The 25,367-nt window shown below is 44.4% G+C and carries 25 protein-coding genes; 9 read left to right on the top strand and 16 right to left on the bottom strand.

Annotation, left to right across the window (positions count from 1 at the left end; genetic code table 11):
- Positions 1–47: 47 nt before the first annotated feature.
- From ACERC5_RS00810 to uvrC, 5 genes are all read right to left on the bottom strand, one after another.
- Entirely contained in the window at positions 48–650 is a 603-nt protein-coding gene (locus tag ACERC5_RS00810) for a nitroreductase family protein (protein ID WP_373658050.1), read from the bottom strand.
- A 65-nt stretch (positions 651–715) separates the two neighbouring features.
- Positions 716–1,042 carry a hypothetical protein gene (locus ACERC5_RS00805; protein ID WP_373658049.1) on the bottom strand — a complete coding sequence of 109 codons (327 nt, stop codon included), beginning with the start codon at positions 1,040–1,042 and terminating at the stop codon, positions 716–718.
- Positions 1,020–1,871, bottom strand: a complete 852-nt coding sequence (locus tag ACERC5_RS00800; protein WP_373658048.1) for an AbiH family protein — start codon at positions 1,869–1,871, stop codon at positions 1,020–1,022. Before ACERC5_RS00800 ends, ACERC5_RS00805 begins: the two co-directional genes overlap by 23 nt.
- Positions 1,872–1,912: 41 nt before the next feature.
- On the bottom strand, positions 1,913–2,368 hold the full coding sequence (locus ACERC5_RS00795; RefSeq protein WP_373659939.1) for an AbiH family protein: 456 nt from the start codon (positions 2,366–2,368) through the stop codon (positions 1,913–1,915).
- A 13-nt stretch (positions 2,369–2,381) separates the two neighbouring features.
- On the bottom strand, positions 2,382–4,157 hold the full coding sequence (gene uvrC, locus ACERC5_RS00790) for an excinuclease ABC subunit UvrC (protein WP_373658047.1): 1,776 nt from the start codon (positions 4,155–4,157) through the stop codon (positions 2,382–2,384).
- Between the two features lie 247 nt (positions 4,158–4,404).
- Here uvrC and ACERC5_RS00785 point away from each other — a divergent pair, with 247 nt between their 5' ends.
- From ACERC5_RS00785 to ACERC5_RS00750, 8 genes are all read left to right on the top strand, one after another.
- Positions 4,405–4,605 (top strand): F0F1 ATP synthase subunit C, encoded by a 201-nt coding sequence (locus ACERC5_RS00785; RefSeq protein WP_018367518.1) that lies wholly within the window; start codon positions 4,405–4,407, stop codon positions 4,603–4,605.
- Positions 4,606–4,638: 33 nt separating this feature from the next.
- Positions 4,639–5,346, top strand: coding sequence for a F0F1 ATP synthase subunit A (gene atpB, locus ACERC5_RS00780; RefSeq protein ID WP_373658046.1), 708 nt, complete (start codon positions 4,639–4,641; stop codon positions 5,344–5,346).
- 8 nt (positions 5,347–5,354) lie between these two features.
- A complete protein-coding gene (gene atpF / locus ACERC5_RS00775) occupies positions 5,355–5,861 on the top strand; it encodes a F0F1 ATP synthase subunit B (RefSeq protein WP_018367520.1) in 507 nt (168 codons plus the stop codon).
- Complete coding sequence (locus tag ACERC5_RS00770) at positions 5,861–6,400, top strand: F0F1 ATP synthase subunit delta (protein WP_373658045.1); 540 nt, start codon at positions 5,861–5,863, stop codon at positions 6,398–6,400. The genes atpF and ACERC5_RS00770 overlap by 1 nt, the downstream gene beginning before the upstream one ends.
- Before the next feature lie 57 nt (positions 6,401–6,457).
- Positions 6,458–7,966, top strand: coding sequence for a F0F1 ATP synthase subunit alpha (gene atpA, locus ACERC5_RS00765; RefSeq protein WP_373658044.1), 1,509 nt, complete (start codon positions 6,458–6,460; stop codon positions 7,964–7,966).
- Between the two features lie 12 nt (positions 7,967–7,978).
- The gene (locus ACERC5_RS00760) at positions 7,979–8,857 is read left to right on the top strand and encodes a F0F1 ATP synthase subunit gamma (RefSeq protein ID WP_373658042.1); all 879 of its coding nucleotides are present in this window, start codon (positions 7,979–7,981) and stop codon (positions 8,855–8,857) included.
- Positions 8,858–8,977: 120 nt separating this feature from the next.
- On the top strand, positions 8,978–10,384 hold the full coding sequence (gene atpD / locus ACERC5_RS00755) for a F0F1 ATP synthase subunit beta (RefSeq protein WP_373658041.1): 1,407 nt from the start codon (positions 8,978–8,980) through the stop codon (positions 10,382–10,384).
- 11 nt (positions 10,385–10,395) lie between these two features.
- A complete protein-coding gene (locus tag ACERC5_RS00750) occupies positions 10,396–10,821 on the top strand; it encodes a F0F1 ATP synthase subunit epsilon (RefSeq protein WP_373658040.1) in 426 nt (141 codons plus the stop codon).
- Positions 10,822–10,864: 43 nt separating this feature from the next.
- On the opposite strand, the gene ACERC5_RS00745 is transcribed toward ACERC5_RS00750, so the two are convergent.
- The 6 genes from ACERC5_RS00745 to trmL all read right to left on the bottom strand — a co-directional run bounded on the left by ACERC5_RS00745 (position 10,865) and on the right by trmL (position 17,893).
- Positions 10,865–11,122 (bottom strand): DUF896 family protein, encoded by a 258-nt coding sequence (locus ACERC5_RS00745; RefSeq protein WP_373658039.1) that lies wholly within the window; start codon positions 11,120–11,122, stop codon positions 10,865–10,867.
- Between the two features lie 339 nt (positions 11,123–11,461).
- On the bottom strand, positions 11,462–13,501 hold the full coding sequence (gene glyS, locus ACERC5_RS00740; protein WP_373659933.1) for a glycine--tRNA ligase subunit beta: 2,040 nt from the start codon (positions 13,499–13,501) through the stop codon (positions 11,462–11,464).
- A 351-nt stretch (positions 13,502–13,852) separates the two neighbouring features.
- The gene (gene glyQ / locus ACERC5_RS00735; protein WP_373659932.1) at positions 13,853–14,767 is read right to left on the bottom strand and encodes a glycine--tRNA ligase subunit alpha; all 915 of its coding nucleotides are present in this window, start codon (positions 14,765–14,767) and stop codon (positions 13,853–13,855) included.
- Positions 14,768–14,953: 186 nt separating this feature from the next.
- On the bottom strand, positions 14,954–15,712 hold the full coding sequence (locus tag ACERC5_RS00730; protein WP_373658079.1) for an elongation factor Tu: 759 nt from the start codon (positions 15,710–15,712) through the stop codon (positions 14,954–14,956).
- 388 nt (positions 15,713–16,100) lie between these two features.
- The gene (nagA, locus tag ACERC5_RS00725; RefSeq protein ID WP_373659931.1) at positions 16,101–17,249 is read right to left on the bottom strand and encodes an N-acetylglucosamine-6-phosphate deacetylase; all 1,149 of its coding nucleotides are present in this window, start codon (positions 17,247–17,249) and stop codon (positions 16,101–16,103) included.
- Between the two features lie 134 nt (positions 17,250–17,383).
- Positions 17,384–17,893: a tRNA (uridine(34)/cytosine(34)/5-carboxymethylaminomethyluridine(34)-2'-O)-methyltransferase TrmL gene (trmL, locus tag ACERC5_RS00720; RefSeq protein WP_373658035.1), complete on the bottom strand. Its 510-nt coding sequence runs from the start codon at positions 17,891–17,893 to the stop codon at positions 17,384–17,386.
- A gap of 294 nt (positions 17,894–18,187) precedes the next feature.
- Between trmL and lysS the strand changes: the two genes are divergently transcribed.
- The gene (gene lysS / locus ACERC5_RS00715) at positions 18,188–19,678 is read left to right on the top strand and encodes a lysine--tRNA ligase (RefSeq protein WP_373659930.1); all 1,491 of its coding nucleotides are present in this window, start codon (positions 18,188–18,190) and stop codon (positions 19,676–19,678) included.
- Positions 19,679–20,038: 360 nt separating this feature from the next.
- Here lysS and ACERC5_RS00710 read toward each other — a convergent pair whose 3' ends face one another.
- The 5 genes from ACERC5_RS00710 to ACERC5_RS00690 all read right to left on the bottom strand — a co-directional run bounded on the left by ACERC5_RS00710 (position 20,039) and on the right by ACERC5_RS00690 (position 25,360).
- Positions 20,039–20,314: a PspC domain-containing protein gene (locus ACERC5_RS00710; protein ID WP_373659929.1), complete on the bottom strand. Its 276-nt coding sequence runs from the start codon at positions 20,312–20,314 to the stop codon at positions 20,039–20,041.
- 75 nt (positions 20,315–20,389) lie between these two features.
- Positions 20,390–20,815 carry a SprT family protein gene (locus ACERC5_RS00705; RefSeq protein ID WP_373658032.1) on the bottom strand — a complete coding sequence of 142 codons (426 nt, stop codon included), beginning with the start codon at positions 20,813–20,815 and terminating at the stop codon, positions 20,390–20,392.
- The gene (locus tag ACERC5_RS00700) at positions 20,802–22,928 is read right to left on the bottom strand and encodes a Tex family protein (RefSeq protein ID WP_373659928.1); all 2,127 of its coding nucleotides are present in this window, start codon (positions 22,926–22,928) and stop codon (positions 20,802–20,804) included. Before ACERC5_RS00700 ends, ACERC5_RS00705 begins: the two co-directional genes overlap by 14 nt.
- Positions 22,929–23,046: 118 nt before the next feature.
- The gene (locus ACERC5_RS00695; RefSeq protein WP_156019721.1) at positions 23,047–23,337 is read right to left on the bottom strand and encodes a hypothetical protein; all 291 of its coding nucleotides are present in this window, start codon (positions 23,335–23,337) and stop codon (positions 23,047–23,049) included.
- Complete coding sequence (locus ACERC5_RS00690; RefSeq protein WP_373659927.1) at positions 23,318–25,360, bottom strand: hypothetical protein; 2,043 nt, start codon at positions 25,358–25,360, stop codon at positions 23,318–23,320. Before ACERC5_RS00690 ends, ACERC5_RS00695 begins: the two co-directional genes overlap by 20 nt.
- Positions 25,361–25,367: the final 7 nt, after the last annotated feature.

Below are 25,367 nucleotides of genomic sequence, written 5' to 3'. Positions count from 1 at the left end.
TTCACTGGCTGTGCCCCAGAGACACAGGCGTTGCCTCACCTATCCTCTTAGCGTTGCTCAATCACCTCATCAACAGGCAGGCGGTAGCTCGGCTCTGGTTTGTCGTCGCTGTAACCAACCGTGATCAAGAGCTCTGGACGGAAACGGCTGTCGATATCTAGCACCTCATTGATGGCTGATTTATCAAAACCAAGCAACATATTTGAAGCAAAACCTTGATCCGTCAGCGCCATGACCAGGTTCATGGCAACTAGACCGCTGTTAAAGGCCAGATAGTCGCTGGTCGTTGCCTGATCGTACTGTTCAAAAAGCTTAGGATAGGATTGAGCAAACTTTGCCAGTTGCTCATCGCCCAAGTCATGAACACCAATTCGTGCAATCTTGCGGGCACGTTTGGGCAAATCCGTATCACTAAAAAGAGCGATAACCACCTTAGCCTGACGGATTTGCTCACCGTTGGCTCTGAACCCCAGAGTTGCCAGTTGGTCTTTCTTATCCGTCACAATGACAAATTTCCACGGCTGCATGTTATGGGCCGACGGAGCCAAGGTCGCAATTTCGATAGCTGTGCGAATATCCTTAAGGTCGACAGGCTTGTCGTTAAAGGTCTTGTAAGCATGACGCTTTTTATTTAGTTCTAAAAATTTCATGGAATGTCCTCCAGAATACTTGTTACTCTATTATAGCATAATTTGAGAGGGGTTACAGAAAATTTTTATGGGAGCAATAAGGTTTTCATTTTTTCTTTGTCATTCCATTTAACAAATGCTATCCTTTTCTCTGCACTTAGCCTAATAAACTCACGTTTACCTAGAATAATGGCGAGATTCTTTGCAATCGCACGCTTATCGTGCTCATTATAGTAAACAAAGATAAAGTGATAATCATAATATTTGACTTCAGCCAACTCAAAACATCTTTGGAAGATTTCCTTATCTAATGGATCAACTGAATGACCATAAATAATGATATTTTTAGGGATGCTTTCTAAATTAAATCCATTATCAATAACAGTATCTTCAAAAAAACTTTTCAAAATCATTACCTGTTTCTTTGACCACACGCTGATAGAATTTTTGGTAAGGAATCAGTTCAGATGCAATGTCATCAAGGTCAGCCTGTTTGTCCTCGATTCCAAAGACCATAGTGTTAATTTCGTCTTTAGCACGATGAAAATTCAAGCAACCGTGAATAAAATGAATGTTTTTGTCATCAACACCAAATCGTTTAATGGTATCAGTGTAATTAAAGTTGATAACTTCACTACGTCCAATATTAATTACTTCATCAAGAACAGTTCCTGTTACTTTTTCCTTCTCTTTATCCAACTCATCCAGATAAGTCAAATAAAATTCTAACCAGTCAGTCAGCTCTTCCAGGGTCAGTACAAATTTCTCATTGACACCATCCACAACAGATTGTAGAGGCTTATCCTTGCGATTTTCCTCTTGAATCTGCTCTATAATGTAGACATATGTCATTGGATTAGTGTGATTACTGAAGTTGTTTACATCTATACGACTCTGATTAAATTTATCAATCTCATCAATAATATTTTTTATAGACCCGTCTTTAGAGTTTTCATAACGATTAATTGAGTATTTTAAATTTTGAACCACTTGATTTAATTCTCCAAAACTAAGCTCAAAATATTGACTATACTTTTCTATATCATTCTTGATATCGCTAATCGTCTCTGCTAAATCAGAAATAATCAATTCTAAGCTAGACCAATTTTGACCTAACTGCAACTGATTATCAAATATAAATTTCAAAATCAAGTTGTTTTCAATATTATTTAAAAAATTCCAACCTAAATTGCGGTGAGCTTGATTTTCATGAGATTCCGAACCATATAATAAATCAATCATAATTTCATAGTTAAAATAGAATTCTTGAACACTTTCTTCTATTATTTTAAAATGTTCAATTGTTTTTTATCATTAGATCGCTTATAAAGGTATTCCAGTTTATCATTTGCAATTTTATTAAAAATTTCTTTTCTTTTTACTTTATCACCACTACCACAAATTTTAGTAAATGATTTTAATTCAGCTAGCAAAAAACGAAATATAAAAGACAGGGTAAGTGTTTCTCCATCTAATATTCTATCTAATGAAAATTTCTTTGATTTCTCACCCTTTTTCCCCTCAAAAAATGACCCAATCTCTGTTAAAACTAGTTTTTCTCTTTTACGAGCATACTTTTTTAATTTTTCTATATCATTTGATGCTGCTGTCAATTTAGTGTTAGCATAGTTTTTAAAAATATAAGTAGCATCCAAAAACTCCAAAAAATCGGTATAACTTGTCTTTCTTTTCTGAGCTAAATCAAATCCATTTCCTAAAATTAAAATAGTATCAGCCATAACATTTCCTTTCTTACTTAACTTGATTTAATGTTTCCTTAACCCTCTCCGCCACTTGCTCTGGAATGCCCAGCTGGCGGATATCTTCGACAGTGGCTTCTTTGATAGCGGTCATACTTTTGAAATGTTTGAGGAGAAGCTGCTTGCGTTTGGGACCAAGCCCTTCGATGCCGTCGAGTTGTGAAGAGAAGCTGTTTTTGCTGCGGACTTGGCGGTGGAAGGTGATGGCAAAGCGGTGCACTTCGTCTTGGATACGGTGGAGGAGGAAAAATTCCTGTGAATTGCGGAGCAAATCCACCACCTCTAAGGGCTGACCAAAAAGCAATTCATGGGTCTGGTGGCGGTCATTTTTTTGCAGGCCTGCGATGGGAATGGACAAACCTAGCTTATCCAGGCTAGCCTTAGCTACATTGACCTGTCCTTGTCCACCGTCGATGATGATGAGGTCTGGCAATACCGTTCCCTCTCGCACCGCACGGCTGTACCGCCGCTCGATGACCTCTCGCATGGAAGCATAGTCATCAGGTCCAGCAACGGTCTTAATCTTGTATTTGCGGTAATCGGACTTTTTAGCTCTGCCATTTTCAAAAACGACCATGGCAGACACAGGTGAGGTCCCCATGATATTGGAGTTGTCAAAAGCCTCGATGCGATAGGGCGTGGCAATCCCAAGGAGCTTGCCCAAGTTTTCAATCGCCCCTTGGGTCTTGAGCAAGTCTTTTTCCGCTAGGTCAAATTGTTGCTGCAGGCTGACAGCCGCATTTTTAACAGCGAGGTTCACCAGCTGCTTTTTTTCCCCTTTTTGAGGGGTGATGATTTTGGTCGGGACGATGGCACGCACCAGCTCCTCGTCAATCCCCTGCGGGATAAAGATTTCCTTGGGCAGAAAGTGCCGCTTGTCCTGATAAAACTGCCCCATATAGGTCAGAAAATCCTCGTCTGGGTCATTGTAGTAGGGAAAAAGCTGGCTATCTCGCTCAATGAGCTTGCCCTGACGGACAAAAAAGACCTGCACGCTCATCCAGCCCTTATCCACCGCATAGCCAAAAATGTCACGGTCTTGCATGTCGGCACTCATGACCCGTTGCTTGGTGCGCAATAGCGCAATGCTGGATAGCAAGTCCCTGTACTCTGCCGCCCGCTCAAACTCAAGCGAACTGGCAGCGTCTGCCATCTTTCGCCGCAAGTCCTCCAAAATCTTATCGTCTCGACCATTGAGAAAGCCCTTGACATCCTCTGCCATCTGGGTAAAATAGCTGCGCGTCACCCCACAAATCGTATGGGCATGGCATTGCCCGATATGGTAGTAAAAACAGACCTTTTCAGGTGCGTTGGTGCACTTCCTAAACGGAAAAATCCGATCTAAGAGTTTTTTTATCTCATGCGCCGCATAAGAATCTGGATAGGGACCAAAATAAATCCCCCCATCTCGCTTGACCTGACGGGTGATGAGCAAACGCGGATAGGTTTCGTTGGTGATTTTGATGAAGGGATAGGACTTATCGTCCTTGAGCTTGATGTTGAACTTGGGCTTATTTTCTTGGATCAGGTTGATTTCTAGGAGCAAGGCCTCTGTATTTGACCCTGTCACGATAAACTCAAAATCCGCAATCTCTGACACCAAGAGCTCGGTCTTGGTGTCATGGCTACCACGGAAATAAGAGCGGACACGGTTTTTCAAATTTTTAGCCTTGCCGACATAGATAATCTGCCCCTGCTTGTCCTTGTGGAGGTAACAGCCTGGACTATCTGGCAGGAGCTCGAGCTTGTGTTTAATCAGTTGGTTCATGACACTATTATAACACGATTTTAAAGCTTTTCACCAAGAAAACCCTGCCTGCATGACCTCCCTGTCTCCTAAACGTTAGCATACAAGTTAAAATGTGGTTCAATTTAATAGGAAGACAGTTTGAAAATACTTTTCCTAAAGGTCAGTAATGGTTAAAAAAACCTGAAAAAGCTTGTGTTTTTCATTGACAAACCTTGAAAATAGGACTAGACTAGATAAGTAAAAAATGTTTAAGGAGAATTCTATCATGAATCTTGGTATTTTGGCACTCGGTTTGGGCTGTTTGGGCGTAAGCCTTGGTGAGGGCTTCCTCGTTGGTTCCTTGATGAAGGCGGCGTCTCGTCAGCCAGAGATTATTGACCAATTGCGTGGGATTATGATGTTGGGTGTCGCCTTCATTGAAGGAACATTCTTTGTCACTTTGGCTATGGCCTTCTTCCTCAAGTAAGCCAGTTAACAATTAAAAAATGAGGTGAATGAGATGGGAACACATGACTCCCCGACCCTGACCCTGGGGCCAGTCAGTTTTGATCTGGTCTTGTTAACCATGTCTTTGGTGATTGTTGTCGCCATTTTTGGCTGGGTCTTATGGTCAAGTCGTCAGATGCAACTGCGTCCGACAGGAAAACAAAATCTGCTGGAATACTGCTACGAGTTTGTTTTTAATATCGCTGAGAAAAACCTAGGACCTGTTTACAGTCGGCAGTATAGCCTCCTGCTGTTTACGGTCTTTACCTTTTTAGCTCTGGCCAACAATATCGGTCTCTTGACCAAGGTGCAGACCTCTCACGGGACTAACTTTGTCACCTCGCCAACGGCCAACATCTATTATGACCTTGGTTTGGCAGTGTTGATGACCATTATTATCCACGTGGAGGCTATTCGGCAACGCGGTCTTAAGGCTTATCTGAAAGAATTTGTGACGCCACCAGCTATGACACCGATGAATATCCTTGAAGAGGTAACCAATGTCGCTTCATTGGCTTTGCGTCTCTACGGTAACATCTTTGCTGGTGAGGTGGTCATGGATTTGATTTTGATGTTGGGTGATGCCCACTTGGCTCTCTGGCCAGTCGCTATTCTGCTCAACATGCTGTGGACAGCTTTCTCAGTCTTTATTTCCTTTATCCAAGCCTATGTCTTTACCCTCTTGGTATCCATTTACTTGGGTAAAAAGCTCAATAGTTAGGAGTATCTATGTTTTTGTTATCAACTAACCCGATGAGCTTGCTCTGGGGTAACTTTATCATCGTGACTGGCTCGGTCGCTCTGCTATTTTTCCTGATTAGAACCTTCGCTTGGAAGCAATTGACCAGTACCTTGGATAATCGTGCTGCTAAGATTTCTGGCGATTTGGATAAGGCAAAAAGCTTGCGCGACCAATCTGAAAACTTGGTTAAAGAGCGCGAGGAAGCGCTACGTGACGCTCGAATCGAAGCCAGTCGTATCGTTTCGGAAGCCAAAACCCTAAGCCAGTCTCAGGCAGACCGTATCTTGCGTGATGCCAAGATTGATGCCCAGCAAGTTAAGGAAAAAGCGCGTTTAGATATTGCGGCTGAGCGCCAAAAAGCCGTCAGCGAGTCCCGTCAGGAAATTAGTCAATTGTCGCTTGACGTGGCTAAAAAAATTCTCGGACAGGAGTTGGACGACAGCGCCCAGCATGACCTGATCAACCGCTATTTAGATGAATTAGGAGAAGGCTAATGGCAAATCAAGTGGAAGCCTTGGTGGATCGGCACGCCAAAAATCTCCTCCGTTTGGCTAGATCTCGTCAAGAGGTCGGTCAGCTCAACCAGCAAGTCAGTCTCTTATTACAAATTTTTGAAGAGCACCAGTTGCAGGCTTACTTTTCTGATCTGTCACTCAGTCATGAGGACAAGTTGCAGTTAGCACGAACGCTTGGGGAGTCTAGTCTGGATATTCTAAACAGCCTCTTTGAACAAATCTTATCAGCTTCTCAGGAGGCCTATCTCTATCCGATTTTAACTCGAGTTTATGAACTCTTGGGTTATGAGCAAGAAGAGGTTGAGGTTTATGTCACTGCTGCAGTGAGCTTGACGGACCAAGAAAAAGAGCGTTTTATATCCCTGGCAAAACGCCGTCTGGGTGTGATTCGGGGGCGTTTGGTGGAAAAGGTTGATCCTGCTATCATTGGCGGCTTTATCCTAGAAGCCAATCACCAGGTGATTGACACCAGTATCCGCCACCAATTACAAGAATTGAGAGAAGAAACTAGACGCTAATGTGCGACGGATTCAACAAGCGAAAGAACTAATCTAAGAAGAAAAGGTGGTATGACCTTGTCTATTAACACACAAGAAATCAGCCAATTAATTCGTCAACAGATTCAGCAATTCCAGCCACGGTTTAACATTACCGAGACTGGGGTTGTGACCTATGTGGGGGACGGGGTTGCCCGTGCCCACGGGCTGAACGAAGCCATGAGTGGGGAACTGTTGGAATTTGAGAACGGTGTCTATGGCATGGCACAAAATTTAGAGAGCAACGATGTCGGCATCATTATTTTGGGGCCTTTTTCAAGTATTCGTGAGGGCGACATGGTTAAACGAACAGGTAAAATTATGGAAGTACCTGTCGGCGAGGCTTTAATTGGTCGGGTAGTAAATCCCTTGGGGCAACCGGTCGATGGTCTAGGCGAGATTGCAACAACAGGTACTCGTCCTGTCGAAGTGCCTGCTCCTGGTGTTATGGAGCGCAAATCTGTTTCTGAGCCCCTTCAGACAGGGATTAAGGCGATTGACGCCTTGGTGCCAATCGGTCGTGGGCAACGGGAGCTGATTATCGGTGACCGTCAAACAGGTAAAACATCCGTGGCGATTGACGCTATCCTCAACCAAAAAGGGCAGGATATGGTCTGCATCTACGTTGCCATCGGACAAAAAGAGTCAACCGTTCGAACTCAAGTAGAAACTCTTCGGAAATACGGCGCACTGGACTACACAATTGTCGTGACCGCTTCAGCGTCACAGCCATCACCACTCCTTTACATTGCGCCTTACGCTGGAGTTGCCATGGCTGAAGAGCTCATGTATCAAGGCAAACATGTCCTCATCGTCTACGATGATTTGTCAAAACAGGCCGTAGCCTATCGTGAGCTGTCGCTCTTACTTCGTCGTCCGCCAGGACGTGAAGCTTATCCAGGGGATGTCTTCTATTTGCATAGTCGTCTTTTGGAGCGCTCAGCCAAACTATCTGATGAACTGGGAAGTGGCTCTATCACTGCTCTGCCATTTATCGAAACTCAGGCAGGCGACATCTCGGCCTATATTGCCACTAACGTCATTTCAATCACAGACGGTCAGATTTTCTTACAAGAAAACCTCTTCAACTCTGGTATCCGACCAGCCATTGATGCGGGGTCGTCCGTATCTCGGGTCGGTGGCTCTGCTCAAACCAAGGCCATGAAAAAAGTAGCCGGTACCCTGCGTTTGGATTTGGCTTCCTATCGTGAACTTGAGGCTTTTACTCAGTTTGGTAGTGACCTTGATGCAGCGACTCAGGCTAAGCTCAACCGCGGTCGTCGAACAGTTGAAGTGCTCAAACAGCCTCTGCATAAGCCACTCCCTATGGAGAAGCAAGTCCTTATCCTCTATGCACTCACTCATGGTTTCTTGGATGATGTGCCAGTAAATCATATTTCAGCCTTTGAAGAGGACTTGTACGCTTATTTTGATACCCATTTTGACCATATTTTGAATAATATTAAAACCAGTAAGGACTTGCCAGATGAGGCAGTGCTGGATGATGCCATCTCAGCCTTTAAAGCACAGTCCATTTATCAAGCCTAGTAGGAGGATAGCATGACCGCATCGCTTAGTGACATTAAGGCGAAAATCCAGTCAACGGAAAAGACCAGTAAGATTACCTCAGCGATGAAAATGGTCTCTTCTGCTAAGCTGGTCAAAGCAGAGGCTGCTGCCCGTGATTTCCAACTCTACGCCAGCAAAATTCGCCAAATTACAACAGACTTGTTGCAAACCGAGTTGGTGACTGGGTCCGACAACCCCATGCTGGCTTCTCGTGAGATTAAAAAGTCTGGCTACATTGTGATCACCTCAGACCGTGGTCTAGTCGGTGGCTACAATGCCAAAATCCTCAAGGCCATGATGGACTTGATTCGGGATTACCATCCAGATGGTCAGGACTACAGCCTTATTGCTATCGGCAGTGTCGGTGCTGATTTTTTCAAGGCTAGGAACATGCCGGTTGCTTTTGAATTGCGTGGTTTGGCTGACCAACCTAGTTTTGAAGAGGTTGGACGGATCATCTCGCGTTCGGTCGATATGTATGTCAATGGGCTCTTTGATGAGCTCTACGTCTGCTACAACCACCATGTCAACAGCTTGACCAGTCAAGTTCGGGTACAGCAGATGTTGCCCATCACGGACTTGGATGCCAACGAGGCCGACAGTGAACGGCTCAACAGTTTTGACCTTGAGCCAAATCGTGAGGCGATTTTGGAGCAACTCTTGCCCCAGTACACAGAGAGCATGATTTATGGCTCCATTGTTGATGCCAAAACTGCTGAGCATGCGGCAGGCATGACGGCCATGCAGACTGCAACTGACAATGCCAAGCAGATTATCACGGACTTGACTATCCAGTACAACCGTGCCAGACAGGCCAATATCACTCAGGAAATCACTGAAATCGTCGCAGGAGCTAACGCTCTGGAATAAGTAGCTGTTGAGAAATGGTAGAGCAGATAATCAGTTGGTGGTCAGCTCTGCTATTTTCCAAAGAAAATCAGTAACAGCTTTGTGACAGACGAGAAGACTTAGTAAAATTGAGGAAAAAATATGAGTTCAGGTAAAATTGCTCAGGTAGTTGGTCCAGTAGTGGACGTGGTGTTCGCCGCAGGCGATAAGCTACCTGAAATAAACCACGCTCTTGTGGTTTATAAAGATGGCGATAAAAAGCAGAAAATCGTTCTGGAGGTTGCTCTGGAGCTTGGAGATGGTGTGGTGCGCACCATCGCTATGGAATCGACAGACGGTCTAAAGCGAGGGCTCGAGGTGCTAGACACTGGTCGCCCTATCAGCGTACCCGTTGGTCCGGAGACACTCGGTCGCGTCTTTAACGTTTTGGGAGATACCATTGATTTGGAAGTCCCCTTTGGAGAAAACGCCAAGCGCGAGCCCATTCATAAAAAAGCCCCAGCCTTTGATGAGCTGGCGACCTCTTCAGAGATTTTGGAGACAGGCATCAAGGTCATCGACCTTTTAGCCCCCTACCTGAAAGGTGGTAAGGTAGGTCTCTTTGGTGGTGCTGGTGTTGGTAAGACCGTCCTAATTCAGGAACTAATTAACAACATTGCCCAAGAACACGGAGGTATCTCTGTCTTTACAGGTGTTGGTGAACGTACCCGTGAGGGAAATGACCTTTATTGGGAGATGAAAGAGTCTGGTGTTATTGAGAAAACTGCCATGGTCTTTGGTCAGATGAACGAGCCACCAGGTGCTCGGATGCGGGTTGCCCTGACAGGTCTGACCATTGCTGAATACTTCCGTGATGTGGAAGGGCAGGATGTGTTGCTTTTCATTGATAACATCTTCCGCTTTACACAGGCAGGGTCAGAAGTTTCTGCCCTCCTAGGACGGATGCCGTCTGCGGTGGGTTACCAACCAACCCTTGCGACCGAGATGGGGCAACTGCAAGAACGGATTACTTCTACCAAGAAAGGTTCTGTCACATCCATTCAGGCCATCTACGTCCCTGCGGATGACTACACTGACCCAGCACCAGCAACTGCTTTTGCGCACTTGGACTCAACAACCAATTTGGAGCGTCGTCTGACACAGATGGGGATTTACCCAGCGGTTGACCCGTTAGCTTCCAGCTCACGTGCCCTCTCTCCTGAAATTGTTGGAGAAGAGCATTATGCGGTTGCCACTGAGGTGCAACGTGTGCTCCAACGCTACCGTGAGTTACAGGATATTATTGCTATCCTTGGTATGGACGAGTTATCAGAAGATGAGAAAATTTTGGTTGGGCGTGCGCGTCGGATTCAATTCTTCTTGTCACAAAACTTCCACGTCGCCGAGCAATTCACTGGTCAGCCTGGTTCTTACGTTCCAGTAGCAGAGACCGTCAGAGGCTTCAAGGCTATTCTTGATGGAGAATACGACCATCTACCAGAAGATGCCTTTAGAAACGTTGGCCCAATCGAAGATGTGGTCAAAAAAGCGGCTAAAATGGGCTACTAGGGAGACCGTTTATGGAAAAAGAACCAATGACCGTTCAGATTGTCACACCAGACGGGCTCAAGTATGATCATCATGCCAATTTTATCACTGTCCGTACGCGGTCAGGTGAGATGGGGATTTTACCAAATCACGCGAATACAATTGCGCCACTAGAGGTACATGAGGTTAAGATTCGGCGAATTGATGATGATAGCCATGTGGATTGGGTCGCCGTTAACGGTGGGATTATCGAGATCAAGAATAATCTGATTACCATTGTTGCTGATTCAGCTGAGCGTGACCGTGATATTGATGTCAGTCGTGCCGAACGAGCCAAACTTCGTGCAGAACGTGCCCTCGCTGAAGCCGAGTTGCGTCATCAGACTCATGAGATTGAACGCGCTAAAGTCGCCTTGCAACGAGCTCTTAATCGCATTAGCGTTGGACGAAAAGAATAAAAAAACAAACCGTGGTCAAAACTGGCCACGGTTTGTTCTGTACTTATGAATTTGGATCGTCAAGACTTCTGCCATGCAAGCCCTTCTCACGCTGCACTTGACGCAAGCGCTCTGGGGTGATATCATTGCCAGCCTCATCGACAATCTTAATCCCCTCCACATGGGCACGCACACTGCGTCGGTAGCCTTCGATGTACTCCTCACGCAGAGCTGCCTGCTCAGCCAGCTCGCTTTCCGTCAAACCTTCGGCTTTTTTCTTTCGAGCCAATTCATTGATTCGATCAATTTTTGCTTGTTCCATATCATGATACAAAGAGCGTCACAGACAAAGGGAGTAAAACAATCTGGGAGACCGTTTTAGCCCGAGCCCTAACATCAATAGGGCAAGGGAACGTTGAGGGCTAATTTTCTCAACAATCATTTTACCACCGTCTGTAGCTCGTGTTCTAATCCTTTCTAATGTTCTCTTACTTCTTCTGATTAAGGCGGTCAATAAAGCGACTGACCTTGTATTTCTCCTCATCTTCTGCCCGTCTGCCTGTTAAAAAAATGACAAGAAACAGGACAAAGAGAGTCTAAAACAGCAGAAACGCTGTGATGGTGAGGTCAGTGCAAAAAATCTCAATCATACGTTATATTCTTACTTGGTATTGAGCTGATTAAACACCGCCACTTGACCTGCTTTCTCTGCCAAGGTCTTGAGTAGGACCAAGCGATTGTTGCGAACCGCCATGTCGTCCGCCATGACCATGGTGTTGTCAAAGAAAGCGTCAATGACTGGGCTAAGAGCAAAGAGCTTAGCTAGGTTGGCAGCCATGTCCTCACTCAAACTCAAGGCCTCGACAGCCGCTGCCAAGGCTTTTTCTGCCTCGTTTTCAAAGAGATCGGCTGACAAGGTCACACCTGCTTCTGCTTTCTCCGCCAAGTTAAAGACCCGAGCCAGACTTTCCACGGCTGATTTGTAGCCGTCCGTCTTAGAGGCTTGGAAAATAGCCGAGCTGGCAGCCAGAAGATCCTTGACCACAAAGGTCGAGCTAGAGAGAACTGCTTCACGGATGTCTTTAGGAATGCTACTGTCCATCATCTTCTCGATACGGGCAGCGATAAAGCTCATGACATCCGCTTGGTTGGCATAGGTCAGGCTATCAAAGTTGAGGGCATACAGCTCTGTCACCAACTTGTCCAAAGGAACGTTCCAACCAAACTTGTCCAAAATCTGCACGATACCAGCAGTTGCCCGACGCAGGGCATATGGATCGTTTGACCCAGACGGGATCAAGCCCACTGAGAAGAATGACAGTAACGTGTCCAGCTTGTCAGAAAGTGCCAAGACCGCACCGACTTTTGTCTCAGGAAGCTCCCCTTCGGCAGAATTTGGCAGGTAATGCTCACGGATAGCTGCTGCCACACCAGCGGTCTCGCTAGCCAAGAGGGCATATTTCTCCCCCATGATGCCTTGGAGCTCGTCAAATTCACCAACCATGCCGGTCAAGAGGTCGAACTTGTAGATGCTGGCAGCACGGTCAAGGTCTGACCGCTCTTCGTCAGATAGCTCTGCCATTGCCGCCAAATGGCTAGCTATGGTCGCCGTCCGCGCCATGTGCTCGGAAAGACTGCCAATTTTTTCATGGAAGGTGACATTAGCGAGCTTCGCCACCAAGTCCGCAATCACCAATTTCTGGTCCTCTTTCCAGAAAAATTCACCGTCTTCCAAGCGTGCTACGAGGACTTTTTCGTTGCCTTTGATGACATTTTCGAGGTGTTGGTCGTTGCCGTTGCGGACAGAGATAAAATTCGGAAGGAGCTTGCCCGTCTTATCCCGCACGACAAAATAGCGCTGGTGATTCTTCATAGAGGTCACCAGAACTTCTTCTGGCACGTCCAGATACTTGGCGTCAAAGCTCCCCATAAAGGCAGTCGGGTACTCGACTAGGTTGAGCACCTCGCTCAAGAGCTCCTCATCAATATCCACAACCACCCCTTGTGCTGCCTCGATGGCTCTGATTTGACTGACAATCATGTCTTGACGTTCCGCTGGGTCTGCGATGACAAACTGCTCCCGCAGGTCAGCTTCGTAGCTGTCAGCAGTTGCAATCTCGGTCTCTTTCCCCAAAAAGCGGTGCCCACGACTGGTGCGACCAGATGTGATGTCAAGAAAATCCATGTCCAAGGCCACATCATCCACCAAGACCATCAAGGTGTGGACAGGTCGGATGTATTTGAAAGTGTTTGAGCCCCAAGCCATGCTAACAGGAAAGGTCAGGCTTTTAAGCACCTCTGGAATACCTGCCAAGACCGTTTCCGCAGGTTGACCCGCTTCATTTTTGGTCACGTAAACATACTCTTCACCCTTAATGTCCTCAAAGCGAATGTCAGCTGTGGTCAAGCCCTTGCCGCGGACAAAGCCTTCAGCAGCCTTGGTAAAGTTGCCATCAGCGTCCAAGGCGATTTTCTTAGCCGGACCCTTGAAGTCTTCGCTTAGGTCGGTTTGACGCTCGGCCAAACCAGACACACGCACGGCCAGACGGCGTGGAGTTGAGAAGGCCTCAATCCCTTCAAAACTCAACCGATTGTCCGCCAAAAAGGCAGACACCTTGTCTTTCAACTGGTTCATGGCAGGCGTCACGATGTAGGCAGGGATTTCCTCCAAGCCCAGTTCAATCAATACAGTTTTTGTCATGTTTTACCTCAAAAATTCTTTTTGAAATGTCTTTTTTGATAGATTCTTAAGTGGTGGGGGACGCCAGTAAACCTTTGGTTTCGTGGCTAATTTTGGAGCCTAAACTCTCCAAAATCCACTCGGACAGAGTGTGGTACAAAGTCTCGGTCTCTCCACTTTATTATCATCAAATAAGCAAGACGCAGTGGTTGAGTGGGCTCTAATACGCTGATTCCATCAGCTTTTACAGCCCTACTCAACTGTGCGGAGGTGGGACGACGAAATCGAATTCTGACGAATCACCGATTTCTGTCCCACTCTCTGTCCTGTCACCACGGCGAATCTATCCCAGGATGCTCGCTAAAGCTCGCATTACTCTTCTTCCGCCAAGAGTTTGGCACGAGTTGCCTCATCTAAAAGCGGATAGCCCAAGCGTTTGCGTTCTGCGACAAAGGTTTTGGCGACCACACGCGCCAAGTTTCGGATACGAGCGATGTAGCCTGCCCGCTCCGTCACCGATACTGCCCCACGCGCGTCTAAAAGGTTGAAGGTGTGAGAGCACTTGAGCACATAGTCAAAGGCTGGGTGCACTAGATGCTCATCTAAGCAGCGTTTCGCTTCGGCTTCAAATTTGTCAAAATTGCTGAGCAACAAGTCTTGGTCACTGACTTCAAAGCTGTATTTAGAATGCTCGTACTCTGGTTGGGTGAAGATTTCGCCGTACTTGACCCCACGTGCCCACTCGATGTCATAGACCGACTCGACTTCTTGGATATAGGACGCCAAGCGCTCCAAGCCGTAAGTGACTTCAGCAGTGACAGGACCTGTCTCAAGCCCCCCCACCTGCTGGAAGTAGGTAAATTGAGTGATTTCCATGCCATCAAGCCAGACTTCCCAGCCCAGACCCGCAGAACCCGTTGAAGGATTTTCCCAGTTATCCTCAACAAAGCGAATGTCATGCTCCAAAGGATTGATCCCTAATTTTTCTAAGGATTGCAAATAAAGCTCTTGGATATTGCTCGGCGATGGTTTCATAACCACCTGAAACTGGTGGTGCTGGTAAAGACGGTTTGGGTTTTCCCCATAACGACCATCTGCTGGACGGCGAGACGGCTCTACATAAGCCGCATTCCACGGCTCAGGACCGATGGCACGCAAGAAAGTGTAAGGCGACATGGTCCCCGCCCCTTTTTCTGTATCGTAGGCCTGCATAAGCATGCACCCTTGCTCATTCCAAAATTGTTGTAAGGTCAGGATGATCTCCTGGAAAGTCAATTTTTTAGACATAATATTCTCCTTAAAAATAATGTTTAGGACTTGCGATACTCTCATCACTCAACCGATAATGTTTAGTGATGAGAGCTAGTAGAGAGGCTAGGAAAGGGCTCACGAGACGTTCCGATAGGCGATTGAAATGCCCCTGTGAACAATTCGTCTTGTACGCAAGGTTTCTCCGCTTTAGGTAATCAACCGTTAAGGCTCTTGTGGCAAAACACCTTTTTTTATCAACCAATCCAAAAATGTCTGAACAGGCTCAGTCTCCAACCACTCATGACAATAAGCAAAAACGGCCTCAACAGACCCTAACTGGTCAATCAGCTGATCAACCAGAAGAAAACTGCGCCAATACTCATAAAAAATGCTCGCGTAATCTCCTTCATAAGTTGCCTGACCAAAGTCATTCAGCGAGTGCCAACCATAATGTTGCTCAAAGAGATTGACCAACTGCTGATTTGCCCATTTCTCAGCTGCAAATTCTTCTGGTGTGAGAAAATAGCGGCGACTGATATACTCGACCATGCCCTCTTCAAACCAGATGTAGCGATAAAAGTCCTTATCTTCTGCGAAACGGTCTGACCAATGGGCAAATTCATGACCCAAAACCTGTAAAACATAATTATCTGACACTTGCGCATAATACTGACGCAATTGGTCAAGAAGTTCCGACGGCTCATAGCAGTCTAACTGTTTCAGATATAAATCCCGCCAAACCTGCCGTTCTGGCGTCAGTACGAGACGAACAGCATTGGTATAGGCTGGGATAGGGCACTCTCTGATAATATGGCTAGCCGCATGAGCAGTCGCCCAAAGAACTGCTTGCGGCAGATCTCTGACCGCATAGGTCTCGGATAGAAACTGAAGGTAGTCGACTATGGTCTTATCGTACTTAGCCACAAAGGCTTGATAAGCCGTCAACTGTTCCTTGCTATCAACAAGATAGAGATAATCCATCGCTTTCCTTTCTAAAGCAAAGAACCCCATCCCATACACTCCTAGCTTAACGCATAGGGGCGTTCGAGACGCGGTTCCACCCTAATTTATGACTTGATTGGTTATCAAATTGTGAACAGAAAGTGCCGACCCAACACCTGTTTCACTTGGCTCTCACCCCCCCAAGCTCGCTTCAGAAACCCTATGATGGTTCTCTTTCTAGTAATTAGTCTACCAAAAAATCTCAATCTTGTCCAGTAACGATTGTTTTCTGCCTTCTTACATACACTCTTTCAATGACAGAACAGTTACACCATGCATCTGAAGTTAAGTTTTCCTTCAATCAAAAGACTTCTTAACTTCTCCAAATGGCTTAAGACACATTCAGCCTGATAAACAGGTTACCAAATTATACTTGATAAACTTTTTGACCATCAATATAAGTGGCAACCAGATCAAGATCCTTGGTCAAAACAATGAAGTCAGCATCGCGACCGCTCTTAATCTGACCACATTTGTCATCAATCTTGCAGGAAATGGCTGGGATGAGACTGGCCATACGGACTGCTTCGACACGGCTGGCAATACCCCAATCAGCCACATTTTTGAGCCCTTGGTAAAGTTTGAGGATAGAACCTGCTAAACTAGCTGTGTTATCCTTGAGTCGTGCTGTGCCATTTTCCACGATAACAGGGAAATCACCTAGCATGTAATCACCCTCTGGCATACCGCCAGCTCTCATACAGTCTGTGATTAGCGCCACATGGTCATGGCTTTTTTGTTTAATAAGAATTTCGCAAGCCTTTGGATTGACGTGGTGCCCATCACAAATCAACTCCGCATAGGTGTTTGGAATATCGTAAACTGCACCAACCATACCTGGCTCACGGTGGTTGAGACCGCGCATCCCATTATAGGCATGGACCCAGACACTAGCACCAGCGTAGACCGCATCCTGAGCTTGAGAAAAAGTGGCATTAGAATGCCCTAGAGCAACAACGATACCTTGATCCGTCACATGACGGACAAATTCTGAAACACCATTGCGTTCAGGTGCAATGGCAATTTTAGAAATCAACCCTTGGGCAGAAGCCTGCCACGTTTCAAACTGTTCGATAGATGGGTCACCCATGTAAGCTGGGTTCTGAGCCCCCTTGAACTCCTCGGTAAAGTAAGGTCCTTCAAAATAAAGCCCTTGAATCTTAGCTCCTTTAGCATGTTTAGCTTGAGCAACCTTTTCACAAACCTCATTGAGAATCTCAAAGGTTGACGTTAAAGTTGTTGGCAAATAGCTAGTCACCCCAGTTGATGGCAAACCTGCTGAAATCGTCTCGATGGCTTCGACACTGTTGTCCATCACATCTGCACCACCAAAGCCATGGATGTGGGTATCCACCAGACCAGGTGCAATGCTATAGCCTGTATAATCTAAAATTTCAGCGTCAGCAGGTACTTGAGCTGTCCAGTCTCCAAACACGCCGTCTGTTACTGCGAGATAGCCTCCACGACACTCTTCGTAAGGGTAAAAGAAGGAATCTGCTTTTATGTAGTAAGTCATTGACATCGCCTCCATGTACTTGATATTTCTATTATACTCCTCTTTTTTAGATTTGTAAATGGTCTATACCAAATTTTAAACACTTAAATCCCTATATACCTGCTTTCACACCTAAGATTTGGTTAAATACTTTTCTATTTTAGCTTATCCTGCTCGTAAGTATGAACCAAGTCCAGTCCAGCAAACTGTTGTTGTCTAAGTGCCTCATAGACTAGCAGGCACACAGTATTAGACACATTGAGGCTTCGAACATGATCATCATTCATCGGAATGCGAAGAGCCTTGTCCTCATATTGTCGCATAAACGCCTCTGGCAGACCCGTATCTTCTCTTCCAAACATAAGGTAGTGATCACCTGATAAGGCAAAATCAGCTTGGTCATAGGTTTTTTGAGCAAATTTACTAATTAAGTACAGGCTGCCTTGACAAGTATCTAGAAACTCTTCTAAACTATCGTAATAATGCACCTCTAGCTTATCCCAATAATCTAGACCAGCTCGCTTCATCTTTTTATCATCAATAGGAAACCCCATGGGCTTGATGATGTGCAGGGGAGAATTAGTTGCAGCACAGGTTCTGGCGATGTTGCCTGTATTTTGTGGAATCTGGGGCTGATAAAGCACAATATGATTACGATAGGTCATCATGTCTCCTTCACAATACAAAAATAGTCACACCGTCCGGAATAACTCAGCAGACAGCGTGACTGGCGGTGCTTCATTAACTTAACTCATAACAGGGAAGAGCTAAATCAACGAATGCTTACTACAAGTATAGACCATCTGACATCATTTGTCAAGACTTCTGCTTACACATGACACAACATATTGCTCAGGAGATATCGAGTTGCATCAGCTCTACTATTTTTCATCAAAAATCGTGCTATCCGGCTAAATTTGTGTTAAAATTAAAGGTAAAGACAATTTTTGGAGGACACTATGTCACATTTGGAAGAATTAAACGACCAGCAGTTGGTTCGTCGTGAGAAATTGCAGGCCTTGATTGAGGCAGGAATTGATCCATTTGGGAAACGCTTTGAACGCACGGCTAATTCCGCAGAGTTGAAGGCTGAGTTTGACGAGAAGAGCAAGGAAGAATTAGAGGAACTCGGTGCAACAGCGGTAATTGCTGGCCGTCTCATGACCAAGCGTGGTAAAGGTAAGGCTGGCTTTGCCCATCTCCAAGACCGTGAGGGGCAAATTCAGATTTATGTCCGTAAGGACGATGTCGGCGAAGAGGCCTATGAGATTTTCAAAAAAGCTGACTTGGGCGACTTCCTTGGCATTGAGGGAACTGTCTTCAAGACCAACGTTGGTGAGCTGTCGCTCCATGCGACCAAACTAACCCACCTGTCTAAAGCCCTGCGTCCTCTGCCTGAGAAATTCCACGGCTTAACAGACATCGAAACCATCTACCGTAAGCGCCATCTGGACTTGATTTCTAATCGTGAGAGCTTTGACCGCTTCATCACCCGCTCAAAAGTCATTTCTGAAATCCGTCGCTATTTAGACGGTCTGGGCTTCCTAGAAGTGGAGACCCCTGTCCTCCACAATGAGGCAGGTGGGGCAGCTGCTCGGCCATTTATCACCCACCATAATGCTCAAAATATTGATATGGTTTTACGTATCGCACTTGAATTACACTTAAAACGCCTTATTGTTGGTGGCATGGAGAAGGTCTATGAAATCGGGCGGATTTTCCGTAACGAAGGTATGGACGCTACGCATAACCCTGAGTTTACTATGATTGAGGTTTACCAAGCTTATGCCGACTATCAAGATATCATGGACTTGACCGAGGGCATTATCCAACATGTGGCGAAGAGTGTCAAAGGTGATGCGCCTGTCATCTATCAGGGGACGGAAATCAAGCTTCACGAACCCTTCAAACGAGTACACATGGTGGATGCCATCAAGGAGCAAACAGGCGTGGACTTCTGGCAAGACATGACTTTGGAAGAGGCAACAGCTATTGCTAAGGAAAAACATGTCCCAGTTGAAAAACACTACACTGAGGTTGGGCATATCATCAACGCCTTCTTTGAGGAATTTGTGGAAGATACCCTAATCCAGCCAACCTTTGTTTACGGTCACCCCGTCGCTGTATCACCATTGGCCAAGAAAAATGACGAGGATCCTCGTTTCACTGACCGCTTTGAGCTCTTTATCATGACCAAGGAGTACGGCAACGCCTTTACCGAGCTCAATGACCCGATTGACCAGTTGGAGCGCTTCAAAGCACAGGCAGCAGCTAAGGACCTAGGTGATGATGAGGCAACAGGTATTGACTATGACTATGTTGAAGCACTGGAGTACGGTATGCCACCAACAGGTGGACTCGGTATCGGCATCGACCGCCTCTGCATGCTCTTGACGGACACGACAACTATCCGTGATGTGCTCTTATTCCCTACAATGAAGAATTTGTAAAGTGAATAAAATTTCAGGCACCACAGCAAGTTCACCCCTCGCTTTTGGATTTCCAAGCGAGGGTTTTTGTTTAATAGTCGGATAAAATATTCACAGTGAAGATGCTGTAAGGCGAGATATTGTTGTCAAAGTAATATTCTTCATTCATGGCTTTGCTTGCTTTGACAACTCGACAGCTGGGTTGATTTTTGCGATGATGGTATTCTGAAAAAGCAATCAATCTAAGCACTTGTTTACTTATCCGTCTCTGCCATCGTAATCTGACAAAACAACAAAACCACCGATTAGTCATTTTAACTAATCGGTGGTTTCTTGATATCGGCTATCCTGTTATTAGCCAGATTAACATTCGCTAAAAATTTACCAAAACCAGCCGTCGTTGTCATCTTTGACAGGCTTGGCTTGTTTGACTTTGCGAGGACCTGTGCCATACTGCTCTTCAAGCAAATCTTCTTTATATGGAAGAACAAATGCCAGGATGAAATAAATCAGAATTCCCGGTATATTCGTAAAGAAAATAGCTAACATAAACAGCACACGTACCAAGGACAAATCCCAACCAAAACGATCAGACAGACCGGCTAGGACTCCCGAAACGGCTTTTTGCCGACGAAGTTTATAAAATTCTGTTGTCATGACTGACCTCCTCATGTGATGATAAGTCTAGTATAACCGAGGTTTGTCGAAAAAACATCGGTCATAAGACTGATTTTACAAATTCAAGTCTAGCTGCCCTAAACATTTGCCGCAACGGTACTTGGTTTGATTGATTCGCCGCTGCCTTGAGTAAATCGTCCCGCAAGCTCGGCAACTGTAATGATAAGTTGCTTGCCTGCTTGATGGGACAAATCTTAGCCCGTCCACCTGCTTCAGCAAGTCCTTAAAATCTTTATCTCTATGCCGATAGCCCTTTTTAGCATGATACAGGTGATAATGGCAGAGCTCATGCCTGACGATTTTCCGAAAAACAGCTTCGCCATGTTCTTCTAGAACCTTGAGATTGAAGTCCAAATGCCCATCATTTGGAAAGAAGCGACCACCTGTGCTCCTCAATCGGTTATTCCACACAGCCTTGTGGCGAAAAGGAAGACCAAAGTCTTCTAGCGACACTTGCCGAACATAATCATCTAAGTTCATCGAGTGGCACCAAGGACAGATTAACCTTTTGACGATCCTGGTCAATCCTAGAAACCCATACCGTCACAATGTCTCCCACCGAAACCTTCTCACTCGGATGCTTGATAAACTGATGGCTCATTTGTGAAATATGGATGAGCCCATCCTCATGAAGACCAATATCAACAAAAGCACCAAAGTCGACCACATTTCGAACCGTGCCTTCAAGCTCATGTCCAATAGTCAAGTCAGAGAGCTCTAGGACATCTTGACGGAGAATTGGTGCTGCAAATTCCTCACGCAAATCGCGACCTGGCTTGAGCAGATCAGCAATAATGTCCGTTAGCGTCGCTTCACCGATACCCAATTCATGCGCAGTCTCTGCAATCGATAAACGCTTGAGTTTCACTTGAGCAAGCTCATCCAGCTGAGAAATGTCTTGCTTGTCGAGCAAGGCTTTCACAGCAGGGTAGCTCTCTGGGTGAACGCCAGTATTATCCAAAATGTTATTACTCTCTGGAATACGCAAAAAGCCAGCGGCCTGTTCAAAGGCTTTTGCACCCAAACGAGGCACTTTTTTCAACTCAGTCCGGCTCCTGATGAGCCCGTTTTCTTCACGGTAAGCAACAATGTTATCTGAAATCGTCTTGCTCAGACCAGAAACATGAGATAACAAGGCACTACTTGCTGTATTGACATTAACACCGACTTGGTTCACCACCGTCTCCACCACAAAATCCAGATGCTCTGCTAATTTCTTCTGGCTGACATCATGCTGGTACTGGCCGACACCGATGGATTTAGGGTCAATTTTAACTAACTCAGCCAGCGGGTCTTGGAGACGTCTGGCGATGGAAATAGCCGAGCGCTTCTCCACAGTCAAGTCTGGAAACTCTGCTCGCGCTTGTTCGGAAGCAGAGTAAACAGAGGCACCGCTCTCGTTGACGATGACATAGGAAACATCACGGTAGTCTGCCAGCACTTCTGCCACAAATGCTTCACTTTCTCGACTAGCTGTGCCATTCCCAATCGCAATAATCTCTATCGCAAACGCCTCAATAAGCTGCCTCAGCTCGGCTTTAGCTTCTGTAATTTGAGCCTTGCTAGCAGGCTTAACGGGATAAATCACCTGAGTCTCTAGGAGCTTACCTGTCTGGTCCACTACTGCTAATTTTGCCCCTGTCCGAAAAGCAGGGTCAAAGCCCAAAACCATTTTCCCTTTGAGAGGAGGAATTAAAAGCAACTGACGGAGATTGGTTGAAAAGAGCTGTATAGCCCCATCTTCTGCCATTTCGAGGAGTTCTGACCAGATGCGTCGTTCAATAGCAGGTAGAATTTTTTTCTTGAGGGCTGATTGGATAATCTGGTCGATGTACTGGTTCTTTTCCTTGAAGCGAGCCGCTAAAAAACGGATCATTTTGTCCACGTTATGGACAAAACTGAGTTTGAGGATTCCTAGTTTGTCAGCCCTATTGAGCGCTAGAACCCGATACCCATGCAATTTATTGATAGGTTCTATAAAATCATAATAAATTTGAAAGACTTTTTTCTCATCAGCTTTTTCATCTTTAAGCTCTGAGGTTAACTGCCCATAGCGCCAGACCTCATTGTAAACCCATGACCTAACCCTGTGATCATCAGCCAAAGCTTCAATTAAAATATCACAAGCTCCTGCTATAGCTTCCTTAGCAGTTGGGTATTGTTCGCTGACAAAAGTTGCCGCCTGTTGACTCAAATCACCAACATTCTGCAAGATGAGACGCGCCAAGGGGAATAGACCTGCTTCCCTGGCTTGTGTTGCCTTGGTACGGCGCTTTTCTTTATAAGGAGCATAAAGTTCCTCGACTTCTGATAACTTTGTCGCCTGCTCGATGGCAGCTTTTAGCTCTTCTGTTAATTTTCCTTGCTCAGCTATTTTACCTAGTACAGTTGCTTGGCGTTCCATCAATGCCGTCAAACTCTTGTCTAAATCCACAATAGCTTTGATGGCAACTTCATCAAGGTTACCTGTTGCTTCCTTGCGGTAACGAGCGATAAAAGGAATGGTGTTGCCTTCTGCCGTCAAGACAAGGACTGTTTCAACTTGTGTTGGGCTCACACTCAGGGTGTGAGCAATTTTTTCTTTCTGTTCCATAGGACTATTATAGCATAGTTCGAGCAGCAGTCCAAGATGGCAAACTAACATACAACGCCTTTAACCCTAAAAATAATCATAGTTACAATATACTATGATTATTTTTTATATAGAATCACTATTCAGTTTCAAGACTTGGGAATGTCGACTCGATGTCTTGCTTTATTTGATTAAGATTGTCCTTAAATTCTTGTACTTTTTGAATAATCTGATTAACTATTTCTTTTTCTACTGGATTTTTTATCTTATTAATTTCAGTATCCTCTGGAATTTGAAGTAAATTGATATCACCTAAATCATAGATTGCATTAAACAAATCTAATAAATCTTGTTTTGATAAATCTTCAGGTTTTACCTCTTTTTCATTTATTAAAAAGTTACATTCTTGATTAATTGTTAAGATTTTCATATACAACTCCTTTTTTAGTGTATGACTCTATTCCAGACTCCATTGCTTCAACAAATTTGTTATAACTTTTCTCCTCAATGCCCTCAGCATCCCTTATTTTGCTGGAACTAAATTCCCCTGACATAATAGAATATTCCCCATTATCACTTTTTGACGTAACAATTAAATAGTCGGGTTCTAGTAATGCTCCTAATGTAGAATTATGGGTTATTACAACTACCATACTATTTTCAGCAAGTTTTTTAAGTGCTTTATTTAACTCGGTTTTTATATAGGCATTATCTAAAGAGGATTCTGGTTCATCTATCAAAATAACAGGCTTGTTCTTTGCTTCATTCAATCTCATCATCAAGGCAAAGCCAACAGCCTGACCTCCAGATGCAGGGGTGCCCTCCGAATCAAGAAGTTTAACCTCTTTTCTAACTAAATATTCAGCAAAGTTTGCTTCGTTGTAAAAACTTTTTTGCCTTAAATTATTTAAAAAAGTGATAAAATCTTTTTCATTATAAGCTTTTATCAAATCATTATTTACAGCCTCCTTAGTTCCAATTTCTTTCTGAAATTGAGTAGCGGACTGATATGGAACTAAATTTACTTGTATTTGATAGCCATGCAGACGCTCATTTTTTATTGGAGTTTCAACAGTGATACACTTCAAGAAATCGTCAATTTTTTTCTCAAGTTGATGCTTATGAATAACTTTATTTATACTACATTCCTGAATATTCGAAATTCCAGTTCGAGCTGTGACGGTATCTTTAACGTCTCTCATAACCTCATTAACTTTTTGCTTTAGTTCATTTTCTCGTTTATATTTCAAGTAGATATCTCTAAGCTCTGAGTAAACTTCAATAAAATTATTTTTCTTTTGATCGGCACTCGATAGATGTATCCAGATTTCATCTTTCTCGATGACCTCTATAATATTCATGAGTGCATTTCTTATATATTCGATATTTGATAGCTCAAATTCAGTTTCTTTAAATAGTGAATACTTTTGACTAGACTGACTCTTTGCTATTTCGTTAGCAAATCTTTTAACATCTGTAAGGAAGTTTTCGATATCGTTTAATTCTGTGTCAGCATCTTGAATATAAGATTTAATTTTTGAGAATTCATTTACATATCTCTCCTGCCATTCAGAAATCGCTGTTAGACCCTGCTCTCTCCTTTGCTGTTCTATATATTCATCAGCTCTAGCGGTTTCGAATTGTTTTATTTCATAACATTCATCTTCGATAGAATCCTTTATTCTATTGAGGAAATGAGTCTTACCGGTACCTCGTTTTCCAACTACTAGATTCAGTCCTGACGATATATTTACGCCATCGACACTAATCACATCTTTTAAATTTTCTTTACTTATGCTGATTTTACTCTTATCTCGCAAACATCTTTTTATATCTTCAAATTCACAGGAGTCAATCTGCAAGTAGGTTTGTTTGTTTTGAAGTTTTACTATGTCATTTCGATTATTATCCGAGTCTTGTTCTGTTGCATGGGCATCACTAAATAAACAAGGTGCGATACTGTCAGGATTATTTTTTGCAATATTAAATCTTAACTGATTAGGGACACCACCTACACATATAACGTCATTAAAAATATCAGGAATTTCCTTAACACCTTTACTTTTGCCAAGTTCGAATATATAAATCCCCTGATTCCAACAAGATAAATTGTCGCACAACTCCTCACAAGTTATATGGTCAGTGTTGGTTTGATGAACTGTAGATAACCACTGAGAAAACGAGGATAATTCGCCAATACAATCACGTGGAAAGACTATGTTTACATGCCCAATATCCAAAGCGAGCTCAATGCCAGGATAAATTTTTATATCAGGTAAGGCCTCTGAAATTTCTCTAAAATTACCCTCATCAAATAAATCGTGATTCGTTATTGCTATAGCGTCTAATTCCGTAGTCTCTGCATATTTTTTTAGCCAATCTAATGAAAAAGTAAAATCTGAATCTTTTATACTTGCAACTGTATGGATATGAAAATCAATTTTTTTAGCCATATTAACT

Source organism: Streptococcus sp. E24BD (assembly GCF_041807825.1).
GTDB classification, from domain to species: Bacteria; Bacillota; Bacilli; order Lactobacillales; family Streptococcaceae; genus Streptococcus; species Streptococcus entericus.
The sequence above is the reverse complement of the archived record's forward strand: the minus strand, read 5'-3'. Positions and strand labels throughout refer to the sequence as shown.